Source organism: Microbacterium sp. NPDC087591, from assembly GCF_044743625.1.
Classification (GTDB): domain Bacteria; phylum Actinomycetota; class Actinomycetes; order Actinomycetales; family Microbacteriaceae; genus Microbacterium.
Genome location: NZ_JBIUWU010000002.1, coordinates 188466 through 204291, shown reverse-complemented (window position 1 = coordinate 204291; position 15826 = coordinate 188466). Strand labels below are relative to the sequence as shown.

Here is a 15826-nt window from a genome sequence, read left to right as displayed (position 1 = left end):
CGCGGAGTGAGGGCGCGCGTCCGCCTGGCGTAGGCTGTCATGGTTGCCGTAGGCGCCAACTGCGCCAACCCCGGTGACGTCCCCTCACCCCTGGGAGTACAGCTGTGCCTGGAGAGAACCTCACACGTGTCGAAGCGCAGGAGCGCCGCGACGTCATCGACACGCAGTCGTATGAAGTCGCACTCGATCTGACAAAGGGTTCCGAAGTGTTCGGCTCCCGCAGTGTCGTGCGCTTCACCGCGACGCCGGAGAGCTTCACGTTCATCGACCTCATCGCCCGCGAGGTCCGCGAGATCTCGCTGAACGGCGAGCAGCTGGACCCGAACGAGGTCTTCGCCGACTCGCGGATCGCGCTCGACGGTCTGCAGGCCGAGAATGTGCTCGTGGTCGACGCGGACTGCCTCTACACGAACACCGGCGAGGGACTGCATCGCTTCGTCGACCCCGTCGATGACGAGGTCTACCTCTACTCCCAGTTCGAGGTTCCCGACTCGCGGCGGGTGTTCGCCGTCTTCGAGCAGCCCGACCTGAAGGCGACGTTCCAGTTCACGATCACGGCACCCGCGGCGTGGAAGGTCGTCTCCAACTCCCCCACCCCCGAGCCCATCGTGCACGATGACGACTCGATCGCGACGTGGGGCTTCGAGCCCACTCCCCGCATCTCCTCGTACATCACCGCTCTCGTCGCCGGCCCCTACGAATCGACGTTCTCGGAGCTGACCAGCGCTTCCGGCCGGGTCATCCCGCTCGGCGTCTACGGCCGCAAGAGCCTGTGGCAGCACCTCGACGCGGACTACATCTTCGACAAGACGCGCGAAGGCTTCGCCTACTACGAGTCGAAGTTCGGCGTCCCGTACCCCTTCGCGAAGTACGACCAGCTCTTCGTGCCCGAGTTCAACGCGGGTGCGATGGAGAACGCCGGCGCGGTGACGTTCACCGAGACCTACGTGTTCCGCAGCAAGGTGACCGACGCCGTCAAGGAGCGTCGTGTCGTCACGATCCTGCACGAGCTGGCTCACATGTGGTTCGGCGACCTCGTCACCATGAAGTGGTGGAACGACCTCTGGCTCAACGAGTCGTTCGCGGAGTGGGCGTCCACGATCGCCACGGCTGAGGCCACAGAGTGGACCGAGGCGTGGACCACCTTCAACGCCATGGAGAAGACCTGGGCGTACCGTCAGGACCAGCTTCCCTCCACACACCCGATCGTCGCCGAGATCAACGATCTCGAAGATGTGCAGGTCAACTTCGACGGCATCACCTACGCCAAGGGCGGATCGGTGCTCAAGCAGCTGGCCGCCTGGGTCGGCATCGAAGCGTTCTTCGCCGGTGTCTCGCAGTACTTCCAGAAGCACTCGTGGGGTAACACCGAGCTCAGCGACCTGCTCGTCGAGCTCGAGGCCACCAGCGGTCGCGACCTCAGCACCTGGTCGAAGAAGTGGCTGGAGACCGCGGGGGTGAACACGCTCGAACCGGTCATCGCCGACGACGCCAACGGCGTCATCTCGCGCTTCGCCGTGACGCAGACCGCGCCGGCCGATTACCCGACGATCCGCCCCCACCGCCTGGGGATCGGCTTCTACACGCTCGCGGACGGTTCGTTGACGCGCACGCACTACGTGGAGGTCGACGTCGACGGCGACCGCACAGAGGTGCCGGAGCTGCAGGGCATCGCACGTCCCGACCTCGTGCTGCTCAACGACAACGATCTCGCCTACGCGAAGATCCGCCTGGACGAGAAATCCCTCGCGACAGCGATCACGCACCTCGCCGACATCCACGACCCGCTCGCCCGCTCGCTCGTCTGGGGCGCCGCCTGGGATCAGACCCGCGATGCCGAGAGCGCCGCATCGGACTACATCGACCTGGTGCTCGGCAACATCGGCCGCGAGACCGAGTCGACCACGGTCCGCACGACGCTCGCGCAGTTGCGCACCGCCGTGAACCTGTACGTCGCCCCCGAGCAGCGGGCACAGGCACGCCTCAAGGTCGCGGACGGCCTCTGGGCCCTCGCCGAGTCCGCGGCATCCGGCAGCGATAGCCAGCTGCAGTTCGTGACGGCGTTCGCCAACTCCCTCGTCACTCCGGAGCACGCCGGTATCGTCGGCCGTCTGCGCTCGGGCGAGGAGACACTCGCCGGGCTCGACATCGATGCGGACCTCAGCTGGCAGCTGCTGGTCGGTCTCGCCACGATCGGCGCCACGGATGCCGCGACGATCGACGCCGCGCTGGCCGCCGACAACACGGCCAAGGGTGGCGAGTTCGCCGCGCAGGCACGGGCCGCACTGCCCGACTCCGCCTCCAAGAAGGCCGCCTGGGAGTCGCTGATCGAGCGCGATGACGCTCCCAACACGATCGTCCGTTCCGCCGCGCTCGGCTTCGTGCACCCGGCAGGCGTCGACGTGCTCGCCGAGTTCGTTCCGGCGTACTTCGACATGCTGCTCCCCATCTGGGAGTCGCGCAGCTACCAGATCGCGCAGTACCTCATCGTCGGTCTCTTCCCGACGGCCCTGGCGAACGTCGAGCTGCGCGATGCGACCAGAGCATGGCTGTCGGCGCACCAGGACGCGGCGCCCGCGCTGCGCCGTCTGGTGCTCGAGAACCTGGCCGACGTCGAGCGCTCGCTCGCTGCGCAGTCGCGCGACGCCGACGACTGACACGACACGCCTCGTCGATCGGGCCTCTGCGCGGTGCATCCAGCCCGCGCAGAGGCCCGATCGCTAGGATCTGGTACTGATGATGATCCCCTTCGACGTGACTCCCTCCCCCGCGCCTTCCGCCATTCCCGTGTGGTTGCAGCCGATACTCGAGGTGCTGGCGAAGGTGGGATGGAAGGCCCTCGCGGTCGCCGTGATCATCGCGAGCTGCGTGGTGGTCGGCCTCATTCTCCGGGTCGTGATCCGGCGAGTGGTGCACCGTATCGTCGACAGTGCGAAGAGCAAGGCGTCGGTCGACGACACCCAAGCCCTGGAGCGCTCTCCGCTCGCCGACATGCGCCTGGTGCAGCGCACCCGCACGCTCGGCACGATCCTGCAGAACATCGTGAACGTGATGCTCGTCGTCATCGCGATCGTGCTGATCGTCAACGCGCTCGACAACACTCTGCTCGGCTCCCTCACCCTCCTCACCGCCGCGGTCGGCGCCGGTCTTGGTTTCGGTGCCCAGAACATCGTCAAGGACGTGTTGAACGGCATGTTCCTGGTGGCGGAAGACCAGATCGGCATCGGCGACGTCGTCGACCTCGGACTCGCCAGCGGTGTCGTGGAGTACGTCAGCGTGCGCATCACCCAGGTCCGCGATGTGAACGGCACCCTCTGGTACGTGCGCAACGGTGAGGTCACCCGCATCGGCAACATGTCCCAGGGGTGGGCACGCGCGATCATCGATATCGGCGTCCCCACCGATGCCGACCTCGAGGTGGTCGAGCAGACCATGCTGGAGACCGCCCAGGCGCTTGCGAAAGACCCGAAGTGGCGCACCCGCATCGTCGAGAAGCCCGAGTTGTGGGGCCTGGAGGCGATCACCGGAGAGGCGCTCGTGGTCCGCGTAGTGATCAAGGCCCGCGCCAACGCCAAGGACGACGTCGCCCAGGAGCTGCGCAAGCGGCTGCGCGCCGCGCTCACCGAGAAGGAGATCGGCATCCCGAGCATGGAGGCCGTCACCCCCACGGGGCTCGAGGGCGCGCGACGGGTGCGCGGAGCCAACCCGCCCAAGACACGACCCAACGCCGTCACCGGGGTCCCCGTCATCCCCGACCGAGGAATCTGGCGCCGCAAGAAGCCGACCCAAGACGGGAGCACCCCGAAGTGACGTTCTACGAGGAGGTCGGAGGCCGCGAGACCTTCGCGAAGATCGTCTCGGTGTTCTACCGCGAGGTCGCGCTGGACCCCGTCCTCAAGCCGATGTATCCGGAAGAGGATCTGGGCCCCGCCGAGGAGCGCCTCCTGCTGTTCCTGGAGCAGTACTGGGGCGGACCGACCACGTACGGGGAGACCAGAGGACACCCGCGTCTGCGGATGCGGCACATGCCGTTCCACGTCGATCCGGATGCCCGCGATCGTTGGCTGCGACACATGCGCACCGCTCTCGATGAGGCGAAGTTGTCGCCTTTGCACGAATCGACGCTCTGGGACTACCTGGAGCGCGCGGCCTATGCCATGGTGAACACATTCGAGCCGTCGGGCATCGGCGCCGCCGCCGACGGACGCCCGACCCTCGAGTCCCGGTCACGTCAGGAATCAACGGAGAGCTGATGACGAAAACACCCCTGTCCACAGACGTCCTGGTGATCGGATGGGGGTTGGCCGGGCTCGTCGCGGCCGCTGAGGCGCTCGATGCCGGACGCCGCGTCATCCTCATCGACCAGGAACCCCGCACGAATCTGGGCGGTCAGGCCTGGTGGTCCTTCGGCGGACTCTTCTTCATCGACTCCCCCGAGCAGCGACGCATGGGCATCCGCGACTCGGTGGAGCTCGCGACGCAGGACTGGTTCGGTAACGCCGCCTTCGATCGCCCGGAGGACGAGTGGCCGCGTCGGTGGGCCGAGGCCTACCTGCAGTTCGCAGCCGGCGAGAAGCGGGCCTGGCTGCGCGAACGCGGTGTGGGCTTCTTCCCGGTCGTCGGCTGGGCGGAACGCGGCGGATACGGCGCCATCGGCCCCGGGAACTCCGTTCCGCGCTTCCACATCACCTGGGGCACCGGCCCCGGTGTCGTCGCCCCGTTCGCGGCCGCCGTCGAGCAGGGCGAGCGCGAAGGGCGCATCACGATCCTCCCGCGTCACCGCGTCACCGAGCTCGTCACCACCGACGGCGCCGTCACCGGAGCTCGCGGGGCGATTCTCACCTCCAGTGGAGCCGAGCGCGGCGTTCCGACGTCCCGCGAGGAGATCGGAGAGTTCGAGATCACGGCGGGAGCGACGATCGTGGCGTCTGGAGGCATCGGGGGAAACCACGACCTCGTGCGGGCGGCATGGCCGGAACGGCTCGGCACTCCCCCGGCGCACATGCTCACGGGCGTGCCCGCCTACGTGGACGGTTCCATGCACGCCGTCAGCGCCGCAGCCGGCGCTCGATTGATCAACGGCGACCGGATGTGGCACTACGTCGAGGGCATCACGAACTGGGACCCCGTGTGGCCCTCGCACGGCATCCGCATCCTGCCTGGGCCGTCCTCGCTGTGGCTGGATGCCACCGGCTCACGTCTGCCTGTCCCGCTCTTCCCCGGCTTCGACACGCTGGGCACGCTCGCCCATCTGCGCACCACCGGGTATGACCACTCGTGGTTCGTGACCTCGCGGCAGATCGTCGAGAAGGAGTTCGCGCTCTCCGGGAGCGAGCAGAACCCGGACCTGACCGGCAAGGACGTCAGCCTGCTCCTCAAGTCCCGTCTCGCGAAGGGGCCGACCGGTCCTGTGCAGGCCTTTCTCGACGAGGGGGCGGACTTCGTCGTCGAGAACGACCTCGAGTCGCTGCTGGAGCAGATGCGTCAGCACCCGGGCGGAGAAGTGCTCGACATCGACAACGTGCGCCGCGAGGTGATCGCCAGAGATCGGGAGATCGACAACGACTTCACGAAGGATGCACAGATCGGGATGCTGCGCTCGATGCGCGGATACCGCGGCGACAAGCTCATCCGCACGGCGGCGCCGCACCGCCTGCAGGACCCGTCGGCTGGCCCGCTGGTGGCCGTGAAGCTTCATGTCTTGACCCGCAAGTCGCTCGGCGGCATCAACACGGATCTCGACGGGCGTGCGCTCCGCGCGGACGGCCAGGTGATTCCCGGGCTGTTCGCGGCAGGAGAGGCCAGCGGGTTCGGCGGCGGCGGCGTGCACGGATACCGCGCGCTGGAAGGCACCTTCTTGGGCGGCTGCCTCTTCTCCGGCCGCCAGGCGGGTCGCGCCGCGGCGCGGTGAGCGTGCCGGCTACTCGGATGCGCCGGTGCCGCGGACGGCGGTGAGGCCCGTGGCCACCGGTCCGCGCGCAAGAACGTGTCCGCGTCGGAATGCCAGCCGGGTCCATCGCCCGGAGCGCGTCACCGGCACCTGCTCCTCGCCCGATATGAAACCGAGCGCATCGGCGGCGAAGGCGATCCCGCGGGGCAGGCCGGCGAGATCCTCATCGGGCTCGCCCCAGATCGCCGCCCGCAGCGCGCGGACGGCTTCCTCGCCTGCGCCGGGAGTCGCTCCCCTGGCGACGGCGGAGACACCCCACTGCGCGCGTCGGGCGATCACCGAGGCGTCCAGGGTAGTCAGCGGCTGCCAATCGGAGCGTGGCGGCGCGACTCCGGCCCAGGCGGGAGACAGCCCGGTCTCCGGCAACGCGAGGCTGCGCTCGTTCTCGCCTTCCGTGAGCGCGCTCACCACGATGTCGCACTGCAGTTCGGGGTCGGCATGCACGATGCGCATCGCCAGCACGGTCGGCGTCTGGTCGAACAGTCCGTGCGGCGCGAGCGCCGCAGTGGTCAGCGCCAGCACCCCGCCCGCGGCTTGAAGCCGCACCCCGTCGTCGGTGATCCGAGCCGCCCTCCCGACGAACGTGAGAACGTCCCTGGAGGTCTCGGCGTCGGCGAGGAGAAGCTGGTGCGGCACGCGTTCTAAACTACCAACGGTGCCGCGTGTGCGGCTGCGGAGAGGATGTTCATGAGCACGGAGAACCCTGCGGTCCGCAGCGTCGAGCGCCTTCTCGAGGTGCTCGACCTCGACTTCACGCAAGCCCGCACCACCGAGGACATCTTCGTCGGCGACTCGCATCCGATGCCGACGGGGCGGATCTACGGCGGGCAGGTGCTCGCTCAGAGCCTCATCGCCGCCGAGCGCACACTGCCGGAGGATCGCGCCGTGCACTCGATGCACGGCTACTTCCTGCGTCCCGGTGACGCCAGCCAGGGCATCACGATCGCGGTGGACCGCATCCATGACGGCCGCTCGTTCTCGACGCGGCGCTCGCAGGCGTACCAGAACGGTGTACCGATCTTCTCGATGATCGCCTCATTCCAGGACGAGGGACCCGGAGTCGAGCACGCGGAGCCCATGCCAGCCGACGTACCGTCGCCCGAGACGCTGCAGCCGGACGAGGATCGTGTGTCCGGCCTCGCAGGAGGTGCTCGGCGCATGCTGAGCGAACGCGCTGCCGACATCCGCCACGTCGAGCACCCGCTGTATCTCTCGAACGACTCGGAGCGGACGCCCCGCCAGGGCGTATGGATGCGGCTGCGCGCGCCGCTTCCGGACGATCCACGGCTGCACCGCGCCGCGCTCGCCTACCTCAGCGACATGTCGATCCAGGAGTCGATCCTGCGGGCGCATGGCCTGTACTGGTCGTTCCCGGGGCTCAAGGTCGCGAGTCTCGACCACGCGATGTGGTGGCACCGTCCGGCGCGCGTCGACGAGTGGCTGTTGTACGTGCAGGAGTCGCCGAACGCGCGCGGCGGCCGCGGCCTGGCGACGGGGCGGATCTTCACACAGGAGGGGGAGCTCGTCGCCAGTGTCGCTCAGGAGATCATGATCCGCGTCCCCGAAGGCACGGAGTAGCCTCGCGCGAGCCACCTCCGAACGCCGGCGTGCCCGTCAGCTCGGACGCCGGGCGTGCGGCTCCGCTCAGCGGTGGGTATAGGTGATGGAGGGGCCGACGAACGGCTCCCAGACATCGCGCATCTCCTGGGTGAGGCGCGTCGGGCGCCCCGTCGCGGCGTCCACGAGCACGATCACCGCGGTCGAGCGGGCGTAGAGCTCCCGCGGTGTCGCACTCGGATCGTTGTGCACCTCATAGCAGACCTCGACGCTGGATCCGCCGAGCTTGCCGAACCACATCTGCACCTCGAGCGGACGCCGCTGATACGGCACCGGCGCAAGGTACTCGATCTCCTGCCGCGCGATGAGCGTCAGGATGCCCTCATCGATCCCGGAGTCGAGCACGGCGGTCGACGGCGCCTCCTCGCCGGGACCCGCACGCCAGAACGCCCTGACCCGAGCTTCTTCGAGAAGCTTGAGCATCGAGGTGTTGTTGACGTGGTTGAACGCGTCCAGATCCCCCCAGCGGAGCTGGATGGGAATGTGCAGGCGTGGCCCCGGCGTCGAGTTCGACTCGCTCATCGTGGTCTCAGTCGCGCGTGAGCTTGCGGTGAGTGGAGCGGTGAGGCTTCGCGGCATCCGGGCCGAGGCGCTCGATCTTGTTCTCCTCGTAGGACTCGAAGTTGCCCTCGAACCAGTACCACTTGGCGGGAGCGTCGTCGGTTCCCTCGTAGGCGAGGATGTGCGTGGCGATGCGGTCGAGGAACCACCGGTCGTGGGTGATGACCACGGCGCAACCGGGGAACTCGAGCAGCGCGTTCTCGAGCGAGCTGAGCGTCTCGACATCCAGGTCGTTGGTGGGCTCGTCGAGCAGCAGCAGGTTGCCACCCTCCTTCAGCGTGAGGGCCAGGTTCAGGCGGTTGCGCTCACCACCGGAGAGCACGCCGGCCTTCTTCTGCTGGTCGGGTCCCTTGAAGCCGAACTTCGATACGTATGCACGCGACGGGATCTCGGTCTTGCCGACGGTGATGTAGTCGAGCCCATCGGACACCACCTCCCACAGCGTCTTGTTCGGGTCGATGTTGGAGCGCGACTGGTCGACGTAGCTGATCTTGACCGTCTCGCCGATCTTCAGATCGCCGCCATCGAGAGGCTCGAGTCCGACGATCGTCTTGAACAGCGTGGTCTTTCCGACACCGTTCGGACCGATCACGCCGACGATGCCGTTCGGCGGCAGGCTGAAGCTCAGTCCGTCGATCAGCACGCGATCGTCGAAGCCCTTCTGCAGCTTCTTGGCCTCGATCACGACGCTGCCGAGACGGGGACCGGCGGGGATCTGGATCTCCTCGAAATCGAGCTTCCGAGTCCGCTCCGCCTCCGACGCCATCTCCTCGTAGCGTGCGAGTCGCGCCTTCGACTTCGTCTGGCGGCCCTTCGCGCTGGAGCGCACCCAGTCGAGCTCCTCCTTGAGGCGCTTCGCGAGCTTCGCGTCCTTCTTACCCTGGATCTCGAGGCGCTCGCCCTTCTTCTCCAGGTAGGTCGAGTAGTTGCCCTCGTAGCCGATGAGCCGACCGCGGTCGACCTCGGCGATCCACTCGGCGACGTGGTCGAGGAAGTACCGGTCGTGGGTGATCGCGATCACCGCACCCTTGTACGCCTGCAGGTGCTGCTCGAGCCAGAGCACGCTCTCCGCGTCGAGGTGGTTGGTGGGCTCATCGAGGAGCAGCAGGTCGGGCTTCTGCAGCAGCAGCTTCGCGAGCGCGACACGTCGCTTCTCTCCACCGGAAAGCGGAGCGATCGCAGCGTCGCCCGGCGGGGTGCGGAGGGCATCCATGGCCTGGTCCAGCTGGGAATCGAGGTCCCAGCCGTCGGCGGCATCGATCTCTTCCTGGAGACCGCCCATCTCGGCGAGAAGCGCATCGAAGTCCGCGTCCGGGTCGGCCATGAGCGCCGAGATCTCGTTGAATCGGTCGACCTTGGCCTTGATCGCGATGCCGTCCTGGATGTTCTCCAGCACGGTCTTGGACTCATCGAGCTCCGGCTCCTGCATCAGAATGCCGACGCTGAACCCGGGAGAGAGCTTCGCCTCACCGTTCGACGGGGTGTCGAGGCCCGCCATGATCTTGAGGATCGTCGACTTACCGGCGCCGTTGGGGCCGACCATGCCGATCTTCGCTCCGGGGAGGAATGCCATCGTGACGTCGTCGAGGATGAGCTTCTCGCCCACCGCCTTACGCGCACGAACCATCGAGTAGATGTACTCAGCCACCGAAAACCGCTCCTTCTATTGGCGTCGAAGATCGACACTCCAGCCTACCGGCCCTGAACGGGGTCACCAGTCGATCGAGCGTGTGGTTCCGATCAGGCAGCGCCCTTCCGCCAGCTGCGGCATCACCGCAGTGACGACCTGCCCGGTCGACGGTCCGACCTGTCCGATCAGACACTCCTTCTCGCCCCATCTCACCGAGAACTGGAGGCTCTCTGCGGGGTTGCCCACCGTGGATGTGTCCTGCGTCACCTGCATCGTCGCTCTGTCGAACCCCGCGGCGACGAGCGCATCGATGTAGGCACGTCCGGCTCCGCGCTGGTCGGTCGACCAGACTGCCTCCGCCACGGCGGTGAACACCGGGAGATTGTCAACGGCGCTGCCATCGGGCTGTAGCGTCGGGGCCGAGTCCGTCGGCGTGACCGTCGGCGCGGGCGAGGCGCTGGTCGGAGGCTCCACCGGGCTCGGAGCGCAGGCCGCAAGGGTGAGGAGCAGCACTGCCGCTGCACCCGGCACGGCGATAGCGCGTCGTGCAGGAGATCCCGATCGTCGAAACACGACCCGAGTCTACGTGGCCCCGAATCCCCCGCTGCGCCCCGCCTGTTCGCCGCGGAGCGCAGCGACGGCTGCGCTCAGTGCGACAGCTCCGCGGAATCGACCGCTCCCGGCAGGCCGTCCCATGCGGACGCGAGCGGCATGGCGATGTCTGATTCATCCAGCTCTGCGTGCGAATCGGGTTCCGGCTCCGGGGGCGTGCGGCCCTGGCTCTCAGCCGCCGAGGCGCGCGGTGTGCGCAGATATGCCGTCGTCCCCCACCGAAGGTCATGCCCGATCGCATCGGCCTCGATGTCGACACTCGTGCCGTTCTTGCCGTTGCTCTCCCAGTTGCGGATCTTCAGGCGTCCCGTCACGATCACGCTGTCGCCGCAGCGGAGCGACGCCTTCGCGTGTTCTCCCAGCTGCCGGAATGCGGCGATCGAGAACCAGTTGGTCTCGCCATCGACCCAGGTCTGCGTCACCGGATCGAGCCGGCGGTGCGTGCTGGCGAGGCGGAAGTTCGTCACGGCGATCCCTCCGCGGGTCTGGCCGCGCACCGGATCGGTCGCGACTCTGCCCACGACGGTGAGTACTTCGGTCATCATCTCTCCTTCGTTCCCGGGACATCGCCCGGCGTGCACCCAGAGTGCGCGCTCGAGAGCGGTGACGGGTCCGCCGACCACGCGATCGGTGGAGAAGCCGTCAGCACACGGCGACGTGCAGGAAGGGCGGTGCGACGCCTCGGATTCCGGCGCCGGGCGAATGTCGGAGGTCGGTCATATGTTCGATAGCGGAAGGAGAATCCCATGTCCGACATCCAGATCACGTCATTACCCGAGGTACCTTTCGCGACACCTCGTCTGTCCTCATCGCGCGAGCATCTGGTCCGCGCCGCCGATCACCTCTGGCGCGTGCAAGACAGGGCAGAGAAGGTGCTCGGACATCTCCGCATCGTCGCCGATCCGCTCGGACTCCGCTATCGCGCCGAGCGATTGCACCTGGCTACGGGAACGTTCCGGATCATCGGAGAATTCTGGCGCGTGGACGACGCGGTCGCCGCGTTGCGTTACTCCTGAGTGCGGAACGTTGCCACTCCGGGGGCATGTGCGCTCGAATGCGAAGTGATGTCAGCCGAAGCAAGGTACGCACGCCTGGACAGAGCTCCGCGTGACAGCGGCACGGCCGTCGCCGCCATGTTCACGGTGCCGACACTCATGGCACCGACGCTTCGAGTACCGCTGAAGTCCGGTCGCCGGGTAGCCTAGTCACGCCCCCTCGTAGCTCAATGGATAGAGCAACGGCCTTCTAATCCGTCGGTTGCGCGTTCGAGTCGCGCCGAGGGGACCAATGCCTGAGAACGCAGTCGACTCGCGAAATGCCCGTCCCGCACACTCCTTGCAGGGTGTGGCGGTTTTGTGCGCGTCGGGCGGTCGACGATTTCCGGCCCGGGCGACGAGCGTGCTGTAATCCTGCTATGAACCTCGACGCGTCGACTTCTTCCCCACGTCCGGTCACCGGCCTCCCGAGGCGCACATTCGTCAAGACGGCGGTGTGGGCGGCGCCCGTCGTCGCCGCCGCGGTTGCGATGCCCCTCGCTGCAGCATCCGCCGGAGCGGGCGCGCGGAGTTTCACGCCGTCCATCACGGCAGCACTCGCGGTGCCGGATCAGTTCACGGGCCCCTTGACCTACGACGCCGGCATCGAATACACCACCTTCGTCAGCGACGACCCGGCGGCGGCGACCTTCACATGGGCTATCCACTTGGTGAATCGCTATGACGACAGCGTCGCTCCGATCCTGGTCGACTCCGGCACGGCGCTGATCGCGCGAGGCGACACCTGGACCACCGGTGGGACATTCGACACCTCCGCCACGCCACCCGGCACCTACCGTGCCACGATCACCGTCTCCACTCCTGCGTTGACGAAGGACACGTGGTCTGAGATCCGCCTCGCGTTGCCCCTGGCGCAGCCGCCGGTTCCGGCTCGCGAGGATCTGACACTCCAGCTCGACGCCGACTACGTCGCACCCGCCCCGGAGAATCTCAACCGCGCGCTGCTGCCCTGGGGTGTGGTGATCGGGTACACCGGCTCGGACACCGCACATTCCTACCTCTTCGGGTGGGGTCTGACGATTCGCCGAGCAGGCGACGCGGAGCCGGTCGTCGACACCGGGCCGACTGCGATCAGCGGACGCGCGTCGGTCGGCGCCCCTCAACATCATGAGGACGTCTTCTCGAACGACAACCTCGGCGTCGAGCCAGGCACGTACACGGTCACACTCACCGTGAACACCACTCCGGCGCTCACCACCGAGAAGACGGTCGTCGTCCCGACCTGACACGAACGAGGGCGCACACCTCCGACGGTCTGAGGACTCCCATCGGTCGTCGCTTCCGCGTCAGGAAACCGATGTCGGGTCCGTCGATAGGATGACGACATGGTATCTGCGTCCGAGAATGATCGACTCGTCTGGATCGACTGTGAAATGACGGGGCTCGATCTCGCGATCGATGAGCTCGTCGAGATCGCCGTGGTCATCACCGACTTCGAGTTGCGGCCTGTCGATCCCGGCTTCCAGATCGTGATCCGTCCCAGCGACGCGGCATTGGCGAACATGAACGACTTCGTCACCTCGATGCATGAGAAGTCAGGTCTCATCACCGAGATCCCGCTCGGAGTATCTCTCGCCGAGGCGGAGGCGCAGACACTCGCTTACATCAAGCGGTTCGTGCCGCTCGAGCGCAAGGCTCCTCTGGCGGGAAACACGATCGGCACCGACCGGATGTTCCTCGCGAAGTACATGACCGATGTGGATCAGTGGCTGCACTACCGGAATGTCGACGTGTCCAGCATCAAGGAGCTCTCGCGCCGCTGGTATCCCCGCGTCTTCTTCCAGGCGCCCGCCAAAGACGGCGGTCATCGCGCACTCGCCGACATTCTCGAATCGATCCGAGAGCTCCGGTACTACCGTGAAGCGGTGTTCGTCGAGGAGCCGGGACCATCGAGCGACGACGCGCGTGACATCGCGACCCGCACCGTGTCAGAGTTCACCCCGAACATGTAATAGACTCGTGTGGTCGCCCGCTCCGGTGGGCACATGGTGGGTATAGCTCAGCTGGTAGAGCGCTGGCTTGTGGTGCCGGATGTCGCGGGTTCGAGTCCCGTTACTCACCCCATCACGAAAAGGTCCGAATCGAAAGGTTCGGGCCTTTTCGCGTTTCCGTTCTTGGATCTGCTCCACCCTGGCAGGGAATACCCCCTAGGGGTATCCTGTTGTTCTCGGAGTAGCCACGAAGGGAACGTCATCATGACGCAGCACCAGCAGCCGGCACCCGGCTCGCACGCGACACACGCAGCGCACACGGAGCAGCACGCCCACCGCGACCTCGCCGGGCGCGACCAGCACGACATAGACGACCAGCCGGCCCATCACGCGGCGTCCGACGCACACGCGAAGCACGCGGGACACACCGGGAACGACGGCCACGGCGACGGCGGCCACGCCGCGCACGGCGGGCACGCCGGCCACGCCGGCCACACCGATCGATTCCGCCGGCTGTTCTGGATCATGCTCGTGATCGCGGTTCCCGTCGTCGCGACCTCGCCGATGTTCGCGATGATTCTGGGATACCAGGTTCCCGGCTGGGCGCAGTGGGTCGCTCCCGCGCTCGGAACGGTCATGTACGCCTGGGGCGGCACGCCCTTCCTGACCGGCGCGGTGAGCGAGATCCGGTCCCGCAAGCCGGGCATGATGCTGCTCATCGCGCTCGCGATCACTGTCGCGTTCCTTGCTTCCTGGGGTGCGAGTCTGGGACTGCTGCACCACGAGCTCGAGTTCTGGTGGGAGCTCGCGCTCCTCATCGTGATCATGCTGCTCGGTCATTGGATCGAGATGCGTTCGCTCGCCCAGACCACATCAGCCCTGGACTCGCTCGCCGCACTCCTCCCCGACGAGGCCGAACGCGTCGAAGGCGACCGGATCGTCGTGGTGCCGCCGTCGGTTCTGGGCCTCGGAGATGTCGTGGTCGTGCGTCCGGGAGGACGGCTGCCCGCCGATGGCATCGTGATCGAAGGAAGCGCGAGCGTCGATGAGTCGATGATTACGGGAGAGTCCGCACCGGTTCGCCGGGACGCGGGTGATCGCGTGATCGCGGGCACCGTCGCCACCGACTCGGGCCTTCGCGTCGAAGTCACGGCGATCGGTGGCGACACCACCCTCGCCGGCATCCAGAAGCTGGTCGCCGACGCCCAAGCGTCGTCGTCCCGCGCACAGCGGATCGCCGATCGGGCTGCCGCATGGCTGTTCTGGTTCGCACTCGGAGCTGCCGCCATCACGGCCATCGTGTGGACGCTCGTGGGGGCACCCGACGAAGCCGTGATCCGTGCGATCACCGTCCTGGTGATCGCCTGCCCCCATGCGCTGGGCCTTGCGATCCCGCTGGTCGTGTCCATCGCGACGGAGCGTGCGGCGCGGGCCGGGATCCTGGTCAAGGATCGACTCGCCCTGGAGAGCATGCGCACGGTCGACACCGTCCTGTTCGACAAGACCGGAACCCTGACCAAGGGCACGCCCGCGGTGACGGCGATCGAGACCGTCGGGACGCTCACCGCCGATGAGCTGATCGGCTTCGCCGCTGCGGCCGAACGCGATTCGGAACACCCGCTGGCCACGGCGATCGTCCGTGCCGCGCATGACCGCGATGTCACGATCCCGTCATCGACGGACTTCTCCTCCTCACCGGCCGTCGGCGTGAGCGCACGGGTCGACGGACGACAGGTGCAGGTGGGTGGGCCGCACCTCCTCACGGCCCACAGCGCTTCGGAGCTGAACATCGCCGACGCCTGGCGAGCCGAAGGAGCGATCATCCTCCACGTGCTGATCGATCAGCAGGTCTCCGGCGCACTGCGACTCGCTGATGAGATTCGTGACGAGTCGCACGAAGCCGTCGATGCCCTGCACCACGACGGAATCGAGGTCGTGATGATCACCGGCGATGCCGAAGCGGTGGCTCACCACGTCGCCGCTCAGCTCGGCATCACGCGGGTGTTCGCCGGGGTCCGGCCCGAGGACAAGGCGTCGCGAGTCCGCGAACTCCAGTCGGAGGGAAGAACTGTCGCGATGGTGGGCGACGGAGTGAACGATGCTCCCGCTCTCGCTCAGGCGAACGTGGGACTCGCGATCGGCGCAGGCACCGACGTTGCGATCGCATCCGCCGGGGTGATCCTGGCCAGCGACGATCCGCGCGCCGTGCTGTCGGTGATGGCACTCTCCCGCGCGAGCTACCGGAAGATGCGGCAGAATCTCTGGTGGGCCGCCGGCTACAACCTGCTGTCGGTACCGCTCGCTGCGGGGGTGCTGGCACCCATCGGATTCGTCCTCCCGATGTCGGTGGGCGCCGTGTTGATGTCGCTCTCCACGATCGTCGTCGCGCTGAACGCCCAGCTGCTGCGGCGCCTGGACCTGCGACCGCAGGACGCAGACGCCCGGCGCTGAGCCCGCAGGCGGCGGCGGG

General features: G+C 67.3%; 14 protein-coding genes and 2 tRNA genes. 11 read left to right on the top strand and 5 right to left on the bottom strand.

The window, feature by feature from the left end; genetic code table 11:
- Nucleotides 1–104: 104 nt before the first annotated feature.
- The 4 genes from pepN (at nt 105) to ACIOVG_RS11530 (ending at nt 5911) form a co-directional block, all read left to right on the top strand.
- Complete coding sequence (gene pepN, locus ACIOVG_RS11545) at nt 105–2657, top strand: aminopeptidase N (protein ID WP_400873286.1); 2553 nt, start codon at nt 105–107, stop codon at nt 2655–2657.
- A 79-nt stretch (nt 2658–2736) separates the two neighbouring features.
- Entirely contained in the window at nt 2737–3810 is a 1074-nt protein-coding gene (locus tag ACIOVG_RS11540; protein WP_400873283.1) for a mechanosensitive ion channel family protein, read from the top strand.
- The gene (locus tag ACIOVG_RS11535) at nt 3765–4253 is read left to right on the top strand and encodes a globin (protein ID WP_400874747.1); all 489 of its coding nucleotides are present in this window, start codon (nt 3765–3767) and stop codon (nt 4251–4253) included. The genes ACIOVG_RS11540 and ACIOVG_RS11535 overlap by 46 nt, the downstream gene beginning before the upstream one ends.
- A complete protein-coding gene (locus ACIOVG_RS11530; protein WP_400873280.1) occupies nt 4253–5911 on the top strand; it encodes an FAD-binding dehydrogenase in 1659 nt (552 codons plus the stop codon). Before ACIOVG_RS11535 ends, ACIOVG_RS11530 begins: the two co-directional genes overlap by 1 nt.
- A gap of 9 nt (nt 5912–5920) precedes the next feature.
- Here ACIOVG_RS11530 and ACIOVG_RS11525 read toward each other — a convergent pair whose 3' ends face one another.
- Entirely contained in the window at nt 5921–6586 is a 666-nt protein-coding gene (locus ACIOVG_RS11525; protein WP_400873277.1) for a hypothetical protein, read from the bottom strand.
- Nucleotides 6587–6637: 51 nt separating this feature from the next.
- On the opposite strand from ACIOVG_RS11525, the gene ACIOVG_RS11520 reads away from it, so the two are divergent.
- Nucleotides 6638–7528, top strand: coding sequence for an acyl-CoA thioesterase (locus ACIOVG_RS11520; protein WP_400873274.1), 891 nt, complete (start codon nt 6638–6640; stop codon nt 7526–7528).
- Between the two features lie 66 nt (nt 7529–7594).
- Here the strand turns inward: ACIOVG_RS11520 and ACIOVG_RS11515 are convergent, their stop codons facing one another.
- From ACIOVG_RS11515 to ACIOVG_RS11500, 4 genes are all read right to left on the bottom strand, one after another.
- Entirely contained in the window at nt 7595–8089 is a 495-nt protein-coding gene (locus tag ACIOVG_RS11515) for an acyl-CoA thioesterase (protein WP_400873271.1), read from the bottom strand.
- A gap of 7 nt (nt 8090–8096) precedes the next feature.
- On the bottom strand, nt 8097–9776 hold the full coding sequence (gene ettA, locus ACIOVG_RS11510) for an energy-dependent translational throttle protein EttA (RefSeq protein WP_363553498.1): 1680 nt from the start codon (nt 9774–9776) through the stop codon (nt 8097–8099).
- Between the two features lie 63 nt (nt 9777–9839).
- On the bottom strand, nt 9840–10133 hold the full coding sequence (locus tag ACIOVG_RS11505; protein WP_400873268.1) for a DUF6993 domain-containing protein: 294 nt from the start codon (nt 10131–10133) through the stop codon (nt 9840–9842).
- A 272-nt stretch (nt 10134–10405) separates the two neighbouring features.
- Nucleotides 10406–10912, bottom strand: coding sequence for a single-stranded DNA-binding protein (locus tag ACIOVG_RS11500; RefSeq protein ID WP_400873266.1), 507 nt, complete (start codon nt 10910–10912; stop codon nt 10406–10408).
- A 204-nt stretch (nt 10913–11116) separates the two neighbouring features.
- On the opposite strand from ACIOVG_RS11500, the gene ACIOVG_RS11495 reads away from it, so the two are divergent.
- The 6 genes from ACIOVG_RS11495 to ACIOVG_RS11470 all read left to right on the top strand — a co-directional run bounded on the left by ACIOVG_RS11495 (nt 11117) and on the right by ACIOVG_RS11470 (nt 15807).
- Nucleotides 11117–11386: a hypothetical protein gene (locus ACIOVG_RS11495; protein ID WP_400873263.1), complete on the top strand. Its 270-nt coding sequence runs from the start codon at nt 11117–11119 to the stop codon at nt 11384–11386.
- Between the two features lie 195 nt (nt 11387–11581).
- Nucleotides 11582–11657 (top strand) — tRNA-Arg (locus tag ACIOVG_RS11490).
- Nucleotides 11658–11784: 127 nt separating this feature from the next.
- On the top strand, nt 11785–12651 hold the full coding sequence (locus tag ACIOVG_RS11485) for a hypothetical protein (protein ID WP_400873260.1): 867 nt from the start codon (nt 11785–11787) through the stop codon (nt 12649–12651).
- A 99-nt stretch (nt 12652–12750) separates the two neighbouring features.
- A complete protein-coding gene (gene orn, locus ACIOVG_RS11480; RefSeq protein WP_400873257.1) occupies nt 12751–13377 on the top strand; it encodes an oligoribonuclease in 627 nt (208 codons plus the stop codon).
- 36 nt (nt 13378–13413) lie between these two features.
- Nucleotides 13414–13489: transfer RNA gene (locus ACIOVG_RS11475), tRNA-His, on the top strand.
- A 131-nt stretch (nt 13490–13620) separates the two neighbouring features.
- On the top strand, nt 13621–15807 hold the full coding sequence (locus ACIOVG_RS11470; protein ID WP_400873254.1) for a heavy metal translocating P-type ATPase: 2187 nt from the start codon (nt 13621–13623) through the stop codon (nt 15805–15807).
- Nucleotides 15808–15826: the final 19 nt, after the last annotated feature.